The organism is Methanobrevibacter filiformis, assembly GCF_001639265.1.
Classification (GTDB): domain Archaea; phylum Methanobacteriota; class Methanobacteria; order Methanobacteriales; family Methanobacteriaceae; genus Methanacia; species Methanacia filiformis.
On sequence record NZ_LWMT01000238.1, the window covers coordinates 1 to 18,631 of the forward strand.

12 protein-coding genes are annotated in these 18,631 nt (G+C 25.3%); 7 read left to right on the top strand and 5 right to left on the bottom strand.

The genetic code is table 11. The annotated features are described in order from the left end of the window. A partial coding sequence (locus MBFIL_RS06580; RefSeq protein ID WP_157078710.1) for a hypothetical protein occupies positions 1-224 on the bottom strand: 224 nt, incomplete at its 3' end. A 2,800-nt stretch (positions 225-3,024) separates the two neighbouring features. On the opposite strand from MBFIL_RS06580, the gene MBFIL_RS06585 reads away from it, so the two are divergent. Then, positions 3,025-4,179, top strand: coding sequence for an orc1/cdc6 family replication initiation protein (locus MBFIL_RS06585; RefSeq protein ID WP_066972806.1), 1,155 nt, complete (start codon positions 3,025-3,027; stop codon positions 4,177-4,179). Between the two features lie 203 nt (positions 4,180-4,382). Here the strand turns inward: MBFIL_RS06585 and MBFIL_RS06590 are convergent, their stop codons facing one another. Next, the gene (locus tag MBFIL_RS06590) at positions 4,383-5,606 is read right to left on the bottom strand and encodes a bifunctional 5,6,7,8-tetrahydromethanopterin hydro-lyase/3-hexulose-6-phosphate synthase (protein WP_066972809.1); all 1,224 of its coding nucleotides are present in this window, start codon (positions 5,604-5,606) and stop codon (positions 4,383-4,385) included. A gap of 1,227 nt (positions 5,607-6,833) precedes the next feature. On the opposite strand from MBFIL_RS06590, the gene MBFIL_RS06595 reads away from it, so the two are divergent. The 4 genes from MBFIL_RS06595 to MBFIL_RS06610 all read left to right on the top strand — a co-directional run bounded on the left by MBFIL_RS06595 (position 6,834) and on the right by MBFIL_RS06610 (position 13,236). Continuing rightward, positions 6,834-7,484, top strand: coding sequence for a GyrI-like domain-containing protein (locus MBFIL_RS06595; protein ID WP_245637471.1), 651 nt, complete (start codon positions 6,834-6,836; stop codon positions 7,482-7,484). Between the two features lie 439 nt (positions 7,485-7,923). Beyond that, positions 7,924-10,098, top strand: coding sequence for a phosphoribosylformylglycinamidine synthase subunit PurL (gene purL / locus MBFIL_RS06600; RefSeq protein WP_066972810.1), 2,175 nt, complete (start codon positions 7,924-7,926; stop codon positions 10,096-10,098). 43 nt (positions 10,099-10,141) lie between these two features. Continuing rightward, entirely contained in the window at positions 10,142-11,362 is a 1,221-nt protein-coding gene (locus MBFIL_RS06605) for a molybdopterin molybdotransferase MoeA (protein ID WP_066972827.1), read from the top strand. A gap of 728 nt (positions 11,363-12,090) precedes the next feature. Next, positions 12,091-13,236 (top strand): site-2 protease family protein, encoded by a 1,146-nt coding sequence (locus MBFIL_RS06610; RefSeq protein ID WP_066972812.1) that lies wholly within the window; start codon positions 12,091-12,093, stop codon positions 13,234-13,236. 152 nt (positions 13,237-13,388) lie between these two features. On the opposite strand, the gene MBFIL_RS06615 is transcribed toward MBFIL_RS06610, so the two are convergent. Both MBFIL_RS06615 and MBFIL_RS06620 read right to left on the bottom strand, forming a co-directional pair. Next, a complete protein-coding gene (locus tag MBFIL_RS06615) occupies positions 13,389-13,814 on the bottom strand; it encodes a DUF166 family protein (RefSeq protein WP_066972814.1) in 426 nt (141 codons plus the stop codon). Positions 13,815-13,996: 182 nt separating this feature from the next. After that, a complete protein-coding gene (locus MBFIL_RS06620; RefSeq protein ID WP_211261732.1) occupies positions 13,997-14,413 on the bottom strand; it encodes a ferritin-like domain-containing protein in 417 nt (138 codons plus the stop codon). Positions 14,414-15,422: 1,009 nt separating this feature from the next. On the opposite strand from MBFIL_RS06620, the gene MBFIL_RS06625 reads away from it, so the two are divergent. After that, positions 15,423-16,214: a V4R domain-containing protein gene (locus tag MBFIL_RS06625; protein ID WP_066972819.1), complete on the top strand. Its 792-nt coding sequence runs from the start codon at positions 15,423-15,425 to the stop codon at positions 16,212-16,214. 315 nt (positions 16,215-16,529) lie between these two features. On the opposite strand, the gene cobI is transcribed toward MBFIL_RS06625, so the two are convergent. Further along, positions 16,530-17,234 carry a precorrin-2 C(20)-methyltransferase gene (cobI, locus tag MBFIL_RS06630; protein ID WP_066972822.1) on the bottom strand — a complete coding sequence of 235 codons (705 nt, stop codon included), beginning with the start codon at positions 17,232-17,234 and terminating at the stop codon, positions 16,530-16,532. Between the two features lie 368 nt (positions 17,235-17,602). Between cobI and MBFIL_RS06635 the strand changes: the two genes are divergently transcribed. After that, entirely contained in the window at positions 17,603-18,517 is a 915-nt protein-coding gene (locus tag MBFIL_RS06635) for an ImmA/IrrE family metallo-endopeptidase (protein WP_066972824.1), read from the top strand. Positions 18,518-18,631: the final 114 nt, after the last annotated feature.

The window sequence follows — 18,631 nt, forward strand, 5'->3', positions numbered from 1 at the left end:
TCATCAACTAAAATTCCGTAACTAATCGCTCCTAAAAGTAATAAACGTGAAATAGCTTTTCTTCCTTTTTCAGATTTAAATTCCCCATTTAATTCATTGATTAAATCCTGAACACACTTATTATCAAATGAAGACAATACAGTTATAAAATCACGAGATTCTCTCCCAAATTTCTTTAACTTTTCAATAGTTATACCTAAATCCTCAATAGATTCAACAGCCATTTTTTTCAACCTCCTAAAAAAAATAATTAAGAAAAAAAAATAATTAAAAATAATAAATATTAAAAATACAAAGCATTGTTAAAACTTAATACTAAAACATTAGTAATTAATTAAACAATATTCATAATTTTCTTAATAATACTATATACTTTTTCATTAAAAAAAGTTATAACATGAAAAGAAGCATATACAATCGAGCTTCCACTTCAAAAAATTAGAGAGAAAAAAAGGAATTCAAACATCCTTACACTAAAATCACCCAAACACTAGACCAAAAATAGAAAAAAACAACAGAAAAAACAAATCAAAAGAAAAACAATCAAATAAAATCCTCAAATCATAAAAAACACATTAAAAAAGTTTAAAACTAAAACACAAAAAATAGACTAAAAAACTAAAACAAAAACTAAAAAACATCTAAAACCATATCCAACAATCATAAACCTTTATTTTAATTATGGATAATCTCCTAAAATAAAAAAAATTTTTAGAGCTAAACTCCAATGTATGTTACTTATTGAAAAAACCATTGATGAAATATGACCTATTAAAAATTTAATTAATACATATTAATACATAACTAAAACTAACATCCTCCTTTGAGTTAATTATAAATACTTTTCTTTCGAGTGTAAAACACTTAAAAGAGAATGAAAAAAATATTTTAATTAAATATCACTTCTATTTTTTGGCTTTCTAATTTTTAAACTGTTTAAAATTTTATTTTTTGGTCTCTTTTTTTAACCACTTTGAAGTTTAAGATTATTTAAAACTTTAATAGAATAAAAGTATTTGTGGAGATTTATGGAGATATTTATGATTATAAATTTATACTTGAAATGTATGTTTTTAAATTTAGTTAGTATAAAAAATATAATTGACTTTTTAATTTGCTTAAGAAGTACTATTTCTAGTGTAATAATAATTAAAAAATTAACTTAGTACTATTTCTAATGTAAAAATTTTTTGTAAATAAGAAATAAAAATATTTCTTTAATTGAAAAATTTAGACTATGATTTCTACTGTAAAAAGTTAAAATATTCTAATTATTTTAAGTAGTAATTAGTAAATGAAACTATTAGATATAAATAGTTAATAAATATGAGTAATAATAGTATATTAATAAAAAATATATAATAAATATATAATAAATATATAATAATAATGTATAATAATATAATATATTAATAAAAATAATATAATAGTAATAATATTAATTAGTATCAAGAAGTAATTAGATACTATAATAAAAATTTAAGAATATTTTTCATCTACAATTAGTATACCCCTCAAGATAGCTTATTTTAGGAAAATAAAAGATTTGAAAGGCAAAGATTATAAATCAAAAAAATTTTCAATTTTTTAAATTTTCTTAATAGATATTTTAGCTGTTATTTTTCCTTTTCTTTATTATATACGCCTTCCTGACTTTTTCTTTGACTATGTTTTAATGTGATTTTTTCATCTTTTATTCATGATTCTTGTGTAAATTTTTTGAATGTTTATATGTTTTTCATGTAAAATAAAGAGAGAGACATAGATTTCAATTGAAGTATTTGTGCGAAGGTCTTGTATGACTTGAGACGTATATTGCAAGTGTATTACTCGCAGTTTAAGTCTTATTTTCTATTAATAATTTTTAAAAAAGTTTTAATTTTAAATTAGACTCATTAAAATTTTATTTTTTATAATTTAACCTTATATATTTAATTTATTTGTTTATTACTAATTTATTATTATTAATTTAATTAATAACGGTTTATTTAAGTTTATTTTTATTTTTAAATAATTTATACTAATTTAATAGCTATTTTTTTATTATAATTTCTAATGATTTTACACTTGCAATGTATGTTTAAATTTTCTGTATTACATTTTATAAAATAATTATTAATATCTTAATTGTAGTAATTTTTATGTAGAATTTTCATTTAATTTTAATTAAATTTATTAAAAGTTTCATTGATTTATATTAATTTATTATTTTAATGTTATCTACTAATGTTTTACACTTGCAATAGATGACTTGAAATTTTTTTGCACACCTTCGGTGTTTAACTTTCAGTAGAAATACATGTCTCATACTATCTTCATACCATCTTTATAAGTGTCATAAATTATTCAAGTTTATTTCATATTTATTTATATTTTACACTTTTTTTATTATCTTGAATTTTACACTTGCAGTGTATGTCTGGAAATTTTTTTCGCATTTCTGTTTCATTTTTACAGTGGAAATTGTTCTCTCTTTGTACTATTTTTTATCTGAAAAAATTTTTTGCACTTGCAATTGATGTCTCATCCTCTTTAATATAAATCTTTAAATGAAAATTATAAAAAGTTTTAACATCTATTTTTCATATAGTTTTTTCATTTAATGTTATATTGAGATACATTGAACTTATGATAAATCGTCACTGTGTTCTTTCTTTAAATAGCTAAGTTTTCAATAGTAGTGTAATTCTTTAATTAATTTTATTTTTTATTTTTATCTAATTTATTCAATATTTTAATTTTTAATCAGCTATTATGCAATTTTATATTTGTTTTATAATAATTTAGCTATTTTACACTTGATATGATCGTTTTAGCTATTTTATCTTCTGTTTTTTAATTCAATTTTAATGGAAGTATTACTATATTCAGTGAAGTTTAATAAATATATTTATTTATTTCTTATTCCAATATTACACTTGAAGTACAACATTTCATTGAAATAGGAATTATTTTTCTTTAAGTATTCAATTTTTTGATTTACTTCAAGTATAAATTATCAATTATATGCTTTAAGTGATAACTATGGGAAACATGTTTGACGATTTAATAGGACAAAGATCTATTTTTAAAAATAAAAAGTTTCTTGATCATAAATTTTTGCCAGAACGTTTACCACACAGAAAGGATCAGATAAAATCAATTGCAAAATACTGGATTGAAGCATTAAATAATAATGCACCATCTGATATAACTATCTACGGTAAAACAGGAACTGGCAAAACTGCCGCGGCTAAATTTGCAATGAAACAATTAAAAGAAGCATCTGGTAATAAGGATGTATATATACGTACAGAATATATTAGGTGTACAGATTACACAACGGAGTATCAAGTTATAGCAAGATTATGCCAACAAATGGGTCGTGAAGTACCTTACAGAGGATGGACCAAAGCAGAAGTATTAAACACATTCAGAAATATATTTAAAAAGAATGCTTTTGGTCAAAATATGATCTTAATCGTTGTTTTAGATGAAATAGACATTTTACTTAAGAAAGACGGAGATGGTATTCTTTATACTTTAACTAGAACAGATAATGTGTCTATTTTATCTATCAGTAATTATGTTGATTTTAAAAAGTTCATAACACCACGGGTTTTAAGTAGTTTAAGAGATAGAGAAATTGTATTTCCTCCTTACAATGCTCAGCAGTTAATTGACATTCTTGAAGAAAGAGCAAACTTATCTTTTAATGATGATGTAGTAGATGATGATGTTATTCCATTGTGCTCTGCTATGGCAGCAAAAGAAGAAGGGGATGCAAGGTATGCATTAGATTTACTTAGAACATCAGGTGAAATAGCAGATGAAAATGAGGAAAATGTAGTTAAGGGCACTCATGTTAGACATGCAAAAGATAGAATTGAACATAACATGGTTACAGATGTTATAATGACTTTACCTGCTCAACAGCAACGAGTTCTTGAAGCTATTCTTAAGTTAACTAACTCCAATGAAGAAATCACATCAGGAAAGCTTTATGATGCATATAAAGTTGTTTCAAAAGGAGATTCAGTTTCATATAGACGTATCTTTGATTTCATAAACGAATTAGAAATGCTTGGAATAATTTCAACAAACACAATCTCAAGAGGTCGTGGAAAAGGACGAACAAATATAATATCTCTACAATGTGACACAGGACTTCTTGAGGATACATTATACACTGCTATGTAATTACTTAATTCACCTTAATTCACTGTTTTCATTATTTCAATTAATATTTAGACACTGAATTGAGAAAATAAAAATTTTCTCAATTCTCACCATTAGAAGATGTTAATCTGATTAAGTATATATGGGAGAGATTTTGCAAAATTTTCTATTTTGCGAAATCAGTGTCTTAAATTAATTTTATTTCGTTTATTATAAGACTAGGACTATACAGATTCATCTTCATCAAGAGGTAATCTCATATTATCAGGGTCTTGCGGCATGTGTGCTAAAAAGTCTTCTACAGCCCTTGTAACATTTCTTGAGCTTGTTATATATCTTCCAGCTATTATGATGTCTGCTTCACTGTCTAAAGCTTCTTCCATGTTGGATGGAGTTATTCCACCTGCTACAGCTACTAATCCTTTTCCTAGTATCTCTTTTATAGCTTTTATGTTGCCCCAATCTGTCATATTTGCTGTGCTTTCTCCTTTTTCTGTTTTTGAAGTTTCAGAGTCTACATTTCTGTGTAATAACACTATGTTTGGTTTTAATTCAGGGTTTATTTCTCTTAATTTTTCTTCAAAGTTTTTCACATTCATCATATCAAGGATTGAGTAGATGCCTTGTCTTTGAGTTTCATGAATAGCTTTTTCAATTGATTCAAGGGTTCCAAGACCTGAAATAGCTACAGCATCTGCTGTTTCATCTGCTGCCATTTTAACTTCAATTCTTCCAACATCTAATGTTTTAAGATCAGCTATTATAAATGCATCTGGACGGAGTTCTCTTATTTTACTTACAATTCCAACACCGAATTTTTTAATTAGTGGTGTTCCAGCTTCAAGTAATATTCTTTCTCTATCTGGGGTTGCTTCAATAATTCTCTCCATCACATCAACATTATCTAAATCAAGTGCTACTTGTAAATATGGTGGTTTCCATAATTTTGTAACACGGAATCCCATAATTGGGTGTGTTCCACGGTCTTTTTCAGCTAATACCTTTTTAATACTTGGGTATTTTTTCAGTGCTCTTTTAATAGCTAACTTTGTAGCTCCATAATTATATTGGTATATTTTCCTGTAATCTTTAGCTTCAGGGTGTATAAATACACTTGCGATAATTACAAGATCTTCTATATCTTTTTTTGGAATTATTCCTTCATCTACTGCATCTGCTACTGCTCTTCCTACAGCAGTCTGTGCTGGTCCAAAAATCTTACTTGCATCATCTAAATTTCCAACAGTTACCTTAGGTACTATTAAAGTAGCTGGTTTTGTCATTAAGTTGGGTCTAATAACTGAAAGTACAGGAGTGTGTCCTATTGATAGCTGACTCATACCGTTTGCAAAAGCAGTTCCTGCAGGACTATCTTTAGTTCCTATTATTAAATCAACATGAGCTAATTCATTTCCATCCCCTATAAGGGCTTCACCAATTTCGTACATTTAATTTCTCCATTAAAATATCTTAAAAATCTTATAAATAGAATTATCTAATTCACTTTAATTATTTAAATTAGTATTATTAATTCATATTATTCTTATTAAATTAATCTTATTTTTTAAATTTCTTAAAGTTAACATTTGATAGTTAATTCTATTTAATCTTTAACTTATAGATTCATTTAGTTCATCGATTTCCATATATTACTAATCACATATACTAAATAGCTATTTATATATAACAAATTCATAATCACCTATAATTTTAACCACTTATTATATTTGTTAATAATATATTATTAAATTAGTGTTTTAGATAATTAATTATATATTCACATAATTAATTTTTATATTATTTTGTCTTGGTTATTTAGCAGTATGTTCATTAATATATTATTCATATCTATATTTTCATAAAAATTAGATTTTTCAATTGAAATAGTACTACAAAGTTTTTGGTGTTTTTTTATTACTTTTTTATTACTTTTTTATTATTTTTTATAAAATTAATAATCAAAAAGGAAAATATTCCATTTATTCAGTTAAACAATAGCTGTTTTTAAGTATTTTAATTGAACTATTTGTAAACAGTGTTTAATATTATTAAAATTTATTTACATTTGTTTAGGCATTATTAATTTTTAATAGCTATTTAATGTTACATTTGAAACAGTACTTCCTTGTTTAATAACTTATTATCCTTGTCATTTTTAGCTATTGTATTCTTAAATTTTAGTATATGAAAAATATTACACTTGAAACTGTCGTCTTTTACTATTGTCAATTAAGAGTAAATAAAATTAGATTAGAAATAATGATAAACTTTCTTAAACTATAAACATTAAATTTTTTAATTAAAATGATTTAAGATTAAATAATTTATCATTTATTTTATTATAATGTTAAATTTTACCCTTGACTTAATTTAGAAATAAGAAATTTATATTATTTTTATTAATATAATATTTTTATCATATAAATTAGTGCTACTATATAAAATATATATTAATTTTATAATTTATCAATATTTTTAATTTACATTGATAATATTTTTATCAAATATTAAATAATAAATATTAAATAAATAATTAGAAATTTAATTTAGCTGAAAAGACATATTTTAAATAAACATTATTTTAAATAAACATAATAATTATTTATCAAGTGTCTTTAGTAGTTGATATCAATAAAAGAGAATATTAAGTACTAAAAACACTATAAACATTATATATGATTGAAATAAAGAATAATGGTAACAAAATGATAAAAATCGATTTGAAAAAAGAATTTAAAGAATTATATAAATTACCACCTAATAAAATATCCTATGTAGAAGTTCCAAAGTTAAATTATTTAGCTATTGATGGTAAGGGTGATCCTAATACTTCACAAGAATATAAGGACTCAATTGAAGCATTAATGAGTGTCTCTTTTAAAACAAAATTTATAATGAAAAAAGAACATAAGAAAGACTATGTTGTCATGCCTTTAGAAGGTCTTTGGTATGGAGATAATTTAGAAAATTTCTCAATGAATGATAAATCCAATTGGAAATGGACAAGTTTAATCATGCAACCTAATTTTGTAAAATTAGACCATATAAAACAAGGAATTGAAGAAACTTCAAAGAAAAAGGATTTGCCATCATTAGAGAAAATAGAATTTAGAGAAATTGAAGAAGGATTATCTGCTCAAATATTATACATTGGTTCATATAGTGAAGAAGGACCAGTAGTTGATAAAATACATCAAGATATTATAAAACATAAGTATGAATTCAATGGTAAACATCATGAAATATATTTAAGTGATAAACGACGTACTGAGGAAGAAAAACTTAAAACAATTATCCGTCAGCCTATTAAAAAATCTAAGGAATAAAAATCTCTAAAATAAATTAAAATAAATTAAAACAAACTAAAACATATTTATATTATATTTAAATTAATAATTATGGTTAATACTAAATTACTATTTTGTAATAATAATATAATATTATTATTTAATGAATAAATATTATTTAATGATTAAATATAATAAAACTAAAATCATATAAATAAGATAATCATAACTAAAATTTTAATATTTTATATTTTTTAAAATTTAATATTTATAAAATTTAATATTTATATTTATTCGCTGAATTGGAAATTTAAGAAACGAAAAAAGATAAAAACAGGAAAAAAGATAAAATCTTTTCTCTAGCTTTTAAAATCTGCAATTTTAAAAAATCGAAGATTTTCTAACATTGAAAATCTCTGATTTTAAATGAATAAAAAATTTCCCAATTTTTGTGTCCAATATTTTAATCGGTGTTATAATGACTTTAATGGATTCTGAAATGGATTATATAAGAGAAAAAATTAATAGGGAGCCTAATGCATTGGAAGAGGGCATGCTCGATGTTATGTTTTCAGAGCATTGTTCTTATAAAAGTAGTAGACCTTTTTTAGGTATGTTTCCAACTGAAGGTGAAAACATAATTATGGGTCCTGGAGACGATGCTGGAATGGTTTCTATTACTGATGATCTTGCATTAGCTGTTGGAATTGAAAGTCATAATCATCCATCAGCTATTGAACCTTATGGGGGATCTGGAACAGGTATTGGTGGAATACTTAGAGATATTATATCAATGGGAGCAATGCCAATAGCACTTTTGGATTCTATACGTTTTGGCTCACTTGAGGATGAAAAATCACGATACTTATTTGAACACGTTGTTAAGGGGATTTCTGATTACGGAAATCGTGTAGGTGTTCCAACAGTTGGAGGAGAAGTTGAATTTGATGATTCTTTTAAAGCAAATCCATTAGTTAATGTAATGTGTGCAGGGCTTGTTCCAAAAAAGGATATTGTAAAAGGAATAGCTCCAAATGTAGGGGATATATTCTTCCTTATGGGAGGAACAACAGGTCGTGATGGTATACATGGAGTGACATTTGCTTCAGAAGAGCTAACATCTAAATCAGAGATTGAAGATAAACCTGCGGTTCAAGTAGCAGATCCATTTACCAAGAAAAAAGTTCTTGAAGCATCTCTTAAAATTTTAGACACAATAAATGTTTCAGGTGTTAAAGATTTAGGTGGTGGTGGTTTAACTTGTTGTATCAGTGAATTAGTTGATAAATGTGGAAATGGTGCATCAGTCAAACTTGAAAATATTCCACTTAGGGAATCTGAAATGACACCATATGAAATAATGCTTTCAGAATCTCAAGAGAGAATGATATTTGTAATGAATCCTAAACATGTTGAAATAGCTACTGAAATATGTGAAAAATACGAAATTCCATCAGCAGTGATTGGAGAAGTAGTAGATTCTGATAATATGGTCATTTTAGATAATGGAAAACCTATTGCAGATTTACCTGCAAACTTACTTGCAGATCCTCCACATTTAAATAGACCAACAAAAGAGCCAACAAGTTCTAAAAGATATATTAAAGTGGAAGACACTCCAATAGCTGAAACTATATTAAATATTTTATCATCACCAAATATAGCTAGTAAAAAGTGGGTTTACAAACAGTATGACCATGAAGTTCAAATTAGAACAGTTGTAAAGCCAGGTGATGATGCAGCAGTTCTTAAAATCGATGATAAGACAGCTATTGCTTTAAGTTGCGATTGTAACAGTATTTACACAAAACTATCTCCATATGATGGCGGAGCAAACTCTGTAGCTGAAGCTATTCGTAATGTAGTTTCAATGGGGGCTTCACCTTATGCAGTTGTTGATTGTCTAAACTTTGGAAATCCAGAAACACCAGAAATATTGTGGCAATTTAAGGAATGTATAAGAGGAATGTCAGATTTAGCAAGTAAATTTAAAACTCCAATTATCAGTGGAAATGTAAGTTTTTATAATGAAACTGAAGGGATTAAAATCAATCCTTCGCCTGTTGTAGGAGTAGTTGGAGTAATGGATATAAACAATATTAGAACAATGGACTTTAAGGAAGAGGGAGATAAAATAATCCTTATTGGTAAAACATATGATGAACTAGATGGCTCTGAATATCATAGAACAATTCATAATCTTGAGCAAGGAAAGGCTCCAAAGATAAGGATAAATAAGGAAATAGAATCTTCTAAGATGATATTGGAACTCATAAATAATGATTCTAATGATAATTGTGATAGTATAACAGCTATTCACGATTTATCTGCAGGAGGAATAGCTATTGCTTTATCTGAAATGGTATTAAGTGGAAATATAGGGGCAGAAGTAGATATTTCAAATATTCCAATAGACACAGAAATAAGTCCAATTAACAAGCTATTTTCAGAATCACAAGGAAGATTTTTAATAACTGTAAAATCAAATGTATTCGATAGTGTTATGGAAAAATTAGGATCACTTGGAGCATGTATTGGTGAGGTTAAAGGAACTGACCTTATCTTCAAAGAAAAAGATATAGAAATAGCTAAATTGTCAATCAACACATTAAAAGATAGCTATTATGATGTAATTGAAAAACACATGGCATAATGAATTCAGTAAAGATAATAAATATAGTTGTTTGGGTCATAATATGCTGTTATCAAAGTTTATTCCATTAAAAGAAGCAAGAGAAATTGTAAATAATCATCAAAAAGTCACGAAAAAAGAAGTTATTAATCTTCATGATGGTTATTTAAGGGTGTTAGCTGAGGAAATTAAATCATTACATAATTCTCCACCATTTGATAAATCTGCTATGGATGGTTATGCAGTTATAGCTGAAGATACTTTTGGAGCTTCAAATTCTAACACAATAAATCTTAAAATAATTGATAGAATTGGTGCTGGAGAGTATTCAACTAAAAAAATAGCTAAAGGTGAAGCTATTAAAGTAGCTACAGGATCACCTGTTCCAGATGGTGCAACAGGAGTTTTAATGGAAGAATACACTTTATCTGATGGGGATGATCTTGAAATTCACTCTCAAGTCACACCTATGGAGAACATTGCACCACTAGGGGAAGATATCCAAATAGGAGATATAATAGTTAGGGATAAAACTGTTCTCAGACCTCAAGAATTAGGTTTAATAGCTTCTGCAGGATTTTATGAAATCAGTGTTTATAAAAAACCAAAAATCAAGTTAATAATTACAGGAAATGAATTAGTAGATCCTGCGCCAACTATTGATAAAGCACAAATCATAAATTCCAATCAATATACAATAACTTCAATGATAAAAAGTGCAGGGGCTGATATTGAAATAACACATGCTCGTGATGATTTTGAAGATGTTAAAGATCTTCTTTTAAAAGAATCCAATAATTATGATCTTTTAATTACAACTGGAGGAACAGCTATTAGTAAAGGTGATGTTGTAGTTGATGCAGTAGATGCTATCGGAGAAGTAATGTTTCATGGCGTAGCTATTAGACCAGGTAAACCTATAGGCTTTGGAATGATAAATGAAACTCCAATATTCATGCTTTCAGGATATCCTGTTGCAGCGATGGCACAATTTGATATTTTTCTTAGACACTATCTATTTAAAATGCAAAACATAGACTTCTCCTATAAAATAATTAAAGGAACTTCAGGTGTTAAAATACCATCTAATCTAGGAAGAACTGATTATGTAAGAGCATTTACTAGTGATAACACTGTTAAACATGCTCTTAACAAAGGTTCAGGAATTATAAGGTCTATGGTAGAAGCAAATAGCTATTTAATAATTGATGAAAACCAAGAAGGTATTTATAAAGGAGATGAAGTTGATATTATCTTTTTTGATTCATTAAACTTTAATTTTTAATTTAATTGATGATTTAGATATTACTTAATAATTGATTAAACTTTATTTAATAAATAATTAATACTATTTAATTATTACTTTTTACCTATTTTTTAATATTGATTCTAATACTATTGACTTAACAATACTTAACAATTAATGGAGAAAAAATATAATATATATTAAAATTAAAGTAAATTATTCGTTAGTTAAGGCAATTATAAATAATAATATAAATAATAAAACTTAATGTTAATTATATGCAATCAATAAATAATTGGGATGAGTTTATTTTATGCTAACATTTGTTGATGTTTATGATGATTTTCTAGGTATACTCATAGTTTTATAACAGATAATTTAGGCATGATTATTGGTTACATGATATTATTATCACTATTATCATTATTATCATTTTTTGTAGATACATGTATTGACATTTATAAAGATAAAAAGTTGGATTGGGCATTAGTTAAGAATATAATATTTCTAATAATAAATTTAATACCTATTAGTTTCCTTAGAGGGCTGAAATTCCTAAAGTTTTTAAAATTAACTAAATTCGTCAAGCATTTGTCAGTCTTAACTAGACTTGTAAATGGCATACATTTATTTAAAGATATTTACAATTTATTTAAAACAAAAAATTAAGAATTAAAATAAGATAAAACAATTAAATAAGATAAAACAATTAAATAATTAAATTAATATTAAATGAAAAATCATCTTTTTATGAGTGTGTTAAAAAAATGAATGGAATATATTATTATTTAATAGCTTTTGTGGCTATTTGGGTTATTGCTTTAATATTTAAAAAGCGAATTGAGAAATATGGGGTGGACGTTAAGTTTCCTACTTTAATGTGGAAAACTACACGACTCACAGGTTTTGTTAAGAGGTTAGCTAACATTTCTCCAAGATTCTGGAAATGGTTTATGAATGTTGGGATTGTTGTATCATTTATTGGTATGGTTGTAATACTTTACTTTATTATTACATCTCTTTCAACAATAGCAACAAATCCTTCAGTTTCTATCGTTATTCCTGGAGTTCAAATACCTGGATCTCCAATATTCGTGCCATTTGGTTATGGGATTATTGGACTTGCAACTGTACTTATTATACATGAATTTTCCCATGGAATTCTTGCGATAACTGAAAAAATAAATGTAAAATCTATTGGATTATTCATGTTCGCGATTTTACCTGGTGCATTTGTAGAGCCTAATGATGAGGAATTAAAAAAAGCTCCACGAACTTCAAGAATGAGAGTTTTTGCTGCAGGATCAGTAGCTAACATGTCCTTAGCTCTCATTGCAATAGTTATTACATTACTTATTTCAAATGTAGCAATTACAGGAACATTTCAAGAAGATGGTGTAAAAATAAATGAAGTTTTAGATAATTCTCCTTCAAAGAATATTTTAGAGTCTGGAATGATTATTAAGGCAATTAATGGAGTAAATATTTCAGATAGTGAGATCTATATGAACACACTTTCCAATGTAAAGCCTAATCAAAATTTGGATATATCAACAGATCAGGGTAATTATATTGTAAAAACTGGAAAAAATCCTCAAAATTCTTCAAGAGGATATATGGGAGTTATGTCATCAAAAAATTATCAAGTTAAAAAGAGTACAACTGATATTTGGGGAAATCAAATCCCATGGATCTGGTTTTATTTACTTGAACTATTCCAATGGATCTTTATGTTGAATTTCTCAGTTGGTTTATTTAATCTCCTTCCAATAAGAGGATTAGATGGTGGTCACTTATTAAGAGATCTGCTAGGATGGAAATTACCAGAAAAATATGTTAACATATTTATGAATGTTATTTCGTCTCTTTTAATAGCTATTATAGTAATTAATATTGTTTATGGATTTATTTAAAAAATAATTATTAATCTAGATAATTATATTCATATTTGTTTCATTTTTTGATGTTATTACTTTAATTATTATTATTTTTAAGTATATTATTACTTTAATTATTATATTACTTTAATTATTATTATTTTTAAGTATATTATTACTATTTCTTATTATAATTCAATAAAATGCTCTCCTTGACAACTTTTTCTAACTTTTGCTTTTTTAAGTATATGTAACAGTTTTTCATATTTTAGATCATTTTTAATCCTAATTCCAATTTTATTTAAAATAAAAACATTCTCATATTTAGTTATCTGTTTTTTAAATCCTAAACCATTCCATATACCAATTAATATTAATAAATTTTTATTTTTTAAGCTATCAACTATTTCAAGTGCCATATCTTGATGTTTTACATACATTATTAAAATATCAAACTTTTTTAATTTTTTAATAAGGTTTTTATCTAAATTAATTTCCTCTACAAATCTCTCTTTTGGAGATATTATTTGTATATCTTCACAGTTAAAAGGTAAGTTTAATTTATAGTATGTTGAAGTTCCATAGACGTTATCTCTTATAATAGCTATTTTCATAATTTCATACTCACCATTTCATCACCATATATTATAGTATTAATAATATTTAAAAAAGTATTAAATATATTTTATTACAATCTTACAAGTAAATTATATATTGGTATTGTAAATTTAAAAATAGCTATTTATTGAATTTAAAATGTAAAAATATAAGTAATAAGGAAAATTATTTAATTTATTTAGAAATATCTTTTTAAAATCCCTTCTAATGCTTTTGCATGACGTCCTTCATCTTTTGAGCTTTCGTTGAAGAAATCAGCAGGGTCTTCTAAGTTTGCTTCTTTGGATTTTTCGCTTGCTGCTTTTTTCTCTTTATTTGCGTTTTGTTCGCCTTCAAGCATTATTTCTAGGTTTTCTTTTAAGGTTGGTTTGATTATACCATTTAATTCAGCAAATCTTGCAGCATGTTCAGCTTCTTCATATGCTAACCTTTTTAAAACTTCGGCAATTTCTGGTAATCCTTCTCTTGTAGCTTGTCTTGCCATAGCTAAATATATTCCCACTTCTTGGGTTTCACCTGTAAAGTTAGCTTGTACTTCTTTTTCAACAACTGTATCTTTAGTAACGCCTATTTTATGTGTATTTTTAACTGACATAATTATATTCTCCTATTAACTAATTGGTTAATTGCAATATTTATATTCTAAATTATTGCTTAAATAGTTAACTACGAACTAAATTACGAACTAAATTATTTATATCTGTTTAAAATAGTTTACATTCTTAAATTTACTCTCATTTTTTGTATAAGTTTCATTGGTTATTATTGGTTTCTCATAATTTTCTATAAACTGTAAAGTATATATATGAAATATTATCAATTATAATAATAGTGTTTAGTTAAATAGGTCAATATATCTATATTATTTATTCTACACTATGAATTAATTATATATTTTAATATTTTCGTATGATTTCAATTTCAAATGATACTCTTTTATATAATGAAATTTAATAATAGAATAAATAGAAGTTTTAAGATTTTGAAAATGTTGTTTGATGATTACATAATATATTAATTGTTCATGTACTATAATCCGCTGTACTAATTAGTTATTATACAAATATGTTGATTATTAGTTTAATAATTAATTATAATAATGTATATGGTATGAAATATTGTATACCCGTTTTTAATATAAACATTTATATCTATCATATTATTCAAAAATTTAATTTCTATAAAATATATACATTGTAATACAAATTATAATGTATTAGTATCATAAATCTTAACTAAATTTAGAATTATCTTTTAATTTAACTAAATTTGATAATTTTATATAATAGTTATTATAATAAATCATATTGTTACAATAATGAAAAAACTTTATTAAAATTTATAGCTTGTTGTTCAAGTTATGGATATGTTAGTAATATTAATGTTATTATATTAATTATTACTAAGTTACATGTTCTGTGAATAATCTGAATAACTATTATAATAACTCTTAAAAAGTTGTCATTTATAAATTAGCTATTATTTATTACTGTAGTTGTTAATACAGTAGTTACTACTACTTGTATTACTGCTATGCTCTATTTATTACTATTGTTAGTACATAGTTGTTATTAATTAATGGTTTCATAAGATGGTGCATAAACATGAAATCTACTGATATAAAAGAATTAAAAAAACAAAAACCAATAAAAATATTCTCAACAGGGTCTTGGGGATCAGGCGTTAACGTTGTTAAAAGTCCAGTAAAGCTCATGATTCTTTCTATGCTTAAAGAAAGTGAAATGGAATTTGATGAAATTGTTAGAAACATTGGAAAATCCAAGTCAACAGTTTCAGTTCATCTTAAAGCTTTACGAAACGATGGAGTAATTTCTTTTAAAATTAATCCTGAAGATCAAAGAAAAAAGATTTTTTACATTAATTCCCGATTTTTAGGTGAAATTAAACCTCCAGAACCTGTGGAACTAGAAGAACAGAAAACTAATTATTTGATTGAGAATTTAGTTGACACAGGCGAGAATTTAGACTTTTCAAAATTAGGGTTCCATACACTAAGATCAACACTTATTCAAGAAGGAATCAATATAGATCCTTTATTGTATGCTACTGGTGTTAAAATAGGTTACTCTATATATGATACTCTAAAAGCAGATGATTTTGATGAATTCATCGCAAATTTAACTAATTTCTGGAAAGAAAATAGTTTAGGCGATTTATCTTTCTCAGTTAATGGAGAAAAGATCACTGTAAAAAAAGATGAATGTTTTGAATGCACGTTACTTCCAAAAACAGGTAAACCAGCCTGTCTTGTAAATAGTGGAATGTTAAACGCTTTATTTACTAGCTATTTGAAGAAAGAAGTTGATGTAGTTGAAGTCAACTGTAACTGTATGGGTGATGAATCCTGTATATTTGAAATAGAGCCTCTTACATAATTAAGCATTATATAACTCCCATATATCCAAATGGACTTTAATTTAACATAGTATCTTAATTTAACATAGTTAATATCTTAAAAACAACCCATGTTATTAAAGGATTGTGTTTAAATTCATTAGGTGGAAGCTAGATTCCATCAATGAATTAATCCTTTAGATTGTATATTAACTTATGGTTGAATTGACTAAAATTATATATTGATTTTGTTATCTTATTTTTGAAATATAAAGATTAAAATTCCCATGAATATTCTGCATTATTCTTTTTTTATTGATTATTATTGCTTTAACATTGATTAGTAGCATATGTTCTTATTTTTCAGATGATTTAATAATCGTTGTTGTTAAATAGGGTTTATCAGTTGAAAAACCTTTTATTATTTTTTCATCCTTTTGTGTAGCATTTTCTACTGAAATTATTTCTTCTTTGTCATGTTTCAATACTTTTTCTTCTAATTCTCTAGTATTTCTGGAAGCTTTCATTAAAACAATAGAATTTCCATTATCCAATAGATTTTCAAATCGATCATCGATTTTTGGGACTATAACTAAAACTTCATCTTTTTCAACTAATGGTTTCCCAATACTTGATGCACATGCTGTAAATGAGGTTATTCCTGGAACCATTTCAATTTCATACCTATGTTCTAATTTTTTCTGAATATATGAGAAAGTACTAAAAATTGATGGGTCTCCTAATGTTATAAATCCAACATCATAACCTCCATCTAATTTTTTAGCTATTAAATCTGCGGCTAATTTCCAATGCTTTTCAAGTTCATCATTGTCTTCTGTCATAGGAAATACTGGTTCTATTATTTCAATTTCTGATTTAGCTATTTTATTTTCAATTAATGGTTTTACAATCGATAGGGCAATGCTTTCTCGTTTAGCAGATGATTTTGGTGAACAAATTACTGGAATGTTGTTTAGAATTTTATTTGCTTTAATAGTTAATAATTCAGTGTTTCCAGGTCCTACTCCAATTCCATATAATTTTCCAGTTTTTTTATTCAATTTATCACCTTTTAATTTAACACTGATTTCTTAAAATCAGAGATTTTACAAAATCTATATATTAATTAATTATTTATTATTATAGCTATTTATAATATAACAACCTAAAATTTTCGCATAATAATTCATTTATTCTATTTAAAATTAACAAGTTTAATTATAGACAATCCTAAATATTTCATTAAAATTTTGATTTAAGTTCATAACATAACTAAAATTCTCTTATTTTTTATTTTCTAAGAAAATAAGCTATTTATAATGATATAATGCTTTTTTAGATAACCACTAAAAATATATATGTCAAAGTTTATATTTAATAACTAATTAAACTAACTAATTATAAATTAATTGGAAAAATCTTTGGAGACATGGTTAAAGTGAGTTCAACTAAACTAAAAACAAATGGAAAATGGTTAGCTTGGGCTAGAAAAATGTCAAATTATCACACAAGAGATATAGCTAAAAAATTAAATGTAGATTCTCAAAAAATACAAAATTGGGAGGAACATGGATATATAGAACATGATAATCTAATTAAATTATCAGATTATTATAATCGCTCCCCTATGTTCTTTTTCAATGTAAACAATCCTTCTTATGAGGAATATCATACTCCTGATTTTAGAACAGTTGATAGTAAAGAAAACGAATTGTCTCCATTGATAATAAAAGAAGTTATTAATGCCCAAAACAAAAGAAAAAATTTTATCATACTTGAAGAAGATTTAGAAGATTATGAAATTCATAATTTTAATTTTAATTTTAATGAAAAAAATGTTAAAGAACTTGCAGAATATGTAAGAGATAAACTTGGAATTACTAAAGCAAAAATTGATACTTTAAAAAATGGGAAAAACTCATTAGACTATTGGATTGAAAAAATTGAAAGTTTAGATATTTTAGTATTTCAATTTTATGGAATAAAACCTAATGAAATGAGAGGATATGCATTATATCATGATAAATTACCTATAATTGGAATTAATGGTAAAGAAAATCTTAATGGTAAAAAATTTACTCTTTTCCATGAACTTGTACATCTTATTATTAAAAAAGAAGGAATCAGTAATATCAATAATTTCAAGTTAAAAAATAAAACAGAAGTATTTTGTAATGCAGTCGCAGCTGAAATTTTAGTGCCTACAAATACTTTTGAGATAAAAATAAAAGAAGATGATATTAGTACATGGGATGATACTCAAATAAAGAGATTATCTTCATATTTTAAAGTTAGTGGTGAAGTAATACTTAGAAAATTATTGAGCTTAAACCACAGCTGTTAAGTTAAGGATTTAATCGATTCTATAGAATTGCCTTAAATTAAACATTGCTTCTTTATTTTTTTCTTATTTCAGAAACTTCTTCTACAATTGGTTCTATTTTTTCTTGGTGGGGTT

Bases quoted from the DNA above. Each gene is read 5' to 3' on its own strand.
- MBFIL_RS06585 (WP_066972806.1), top strand. From the start codon at position 3,025: ATGGGAAACATGTTTGACGATTTAATAGGACAAAGATCTATTTTTAAA.
- MBFIL_RS06605 (WP_066972827.1), top strand. From the start codon at position 10,142: ATGCTGTTATCAAAGTTTATTCCATTAAAAGAAGCAAGAGAAATTGTA.
- MBFIL_RS06635 (WP_066972824.1), top strand. From the start codon at position 17,603: ATGGTTAAAGTGAGTTCAACTAAACTAAAAACAAATGGAAAATGGTTA.
- MBFIL_RS06595 (WP_245637471.1), top strand. From the start codon at position 6,834: ATGATTGAAATAAAGAATAATGGTAACAAAATGATAAAAATCGATTTG.
- purL (WP_066972810.1), top strand. From the start codon at position 7,924: ATGACTTTAATGGATTCTGAAATGGATTATATAAGAGAAAAAATTAAT.
- MBFIL_RS06590 (WP_066972809.1), bottom strand. From the start codon at position 5,606: ATGTACGAAATTGGTGAAGCCCTTATAGGGGATGGAAATGAATTAGCT.
- MBFIL_RS06610 (WP_066972812.1), top strand. From the start codon at position 12,091: ATGAATGGAATATATTATTATTTAATAGCTTTTGTGGCTATTTGGGTT.
- MBFIL_RS06625 (WP_066972819.1), top strand. From the start codon at position 15,423: ATGAAATCTACTGATATAAAAGAATTAAAAAAACAAAAACCAATAAAA.
- MBFIL_RS06615 (WP_066972814.1), bottom strand. From the start codon at position 13,814: ATGAAAATAGCTATTATAAGAGATAACGTCTATGGAACTTCAACATAC.
- MBFIL_RS06620 (WP_211261732.1), bottom strand. From the start codon at position 14,413: ATGTCAGTTAAAAATACACATAAAATAGGCGTTACTAAAGATACAGTT.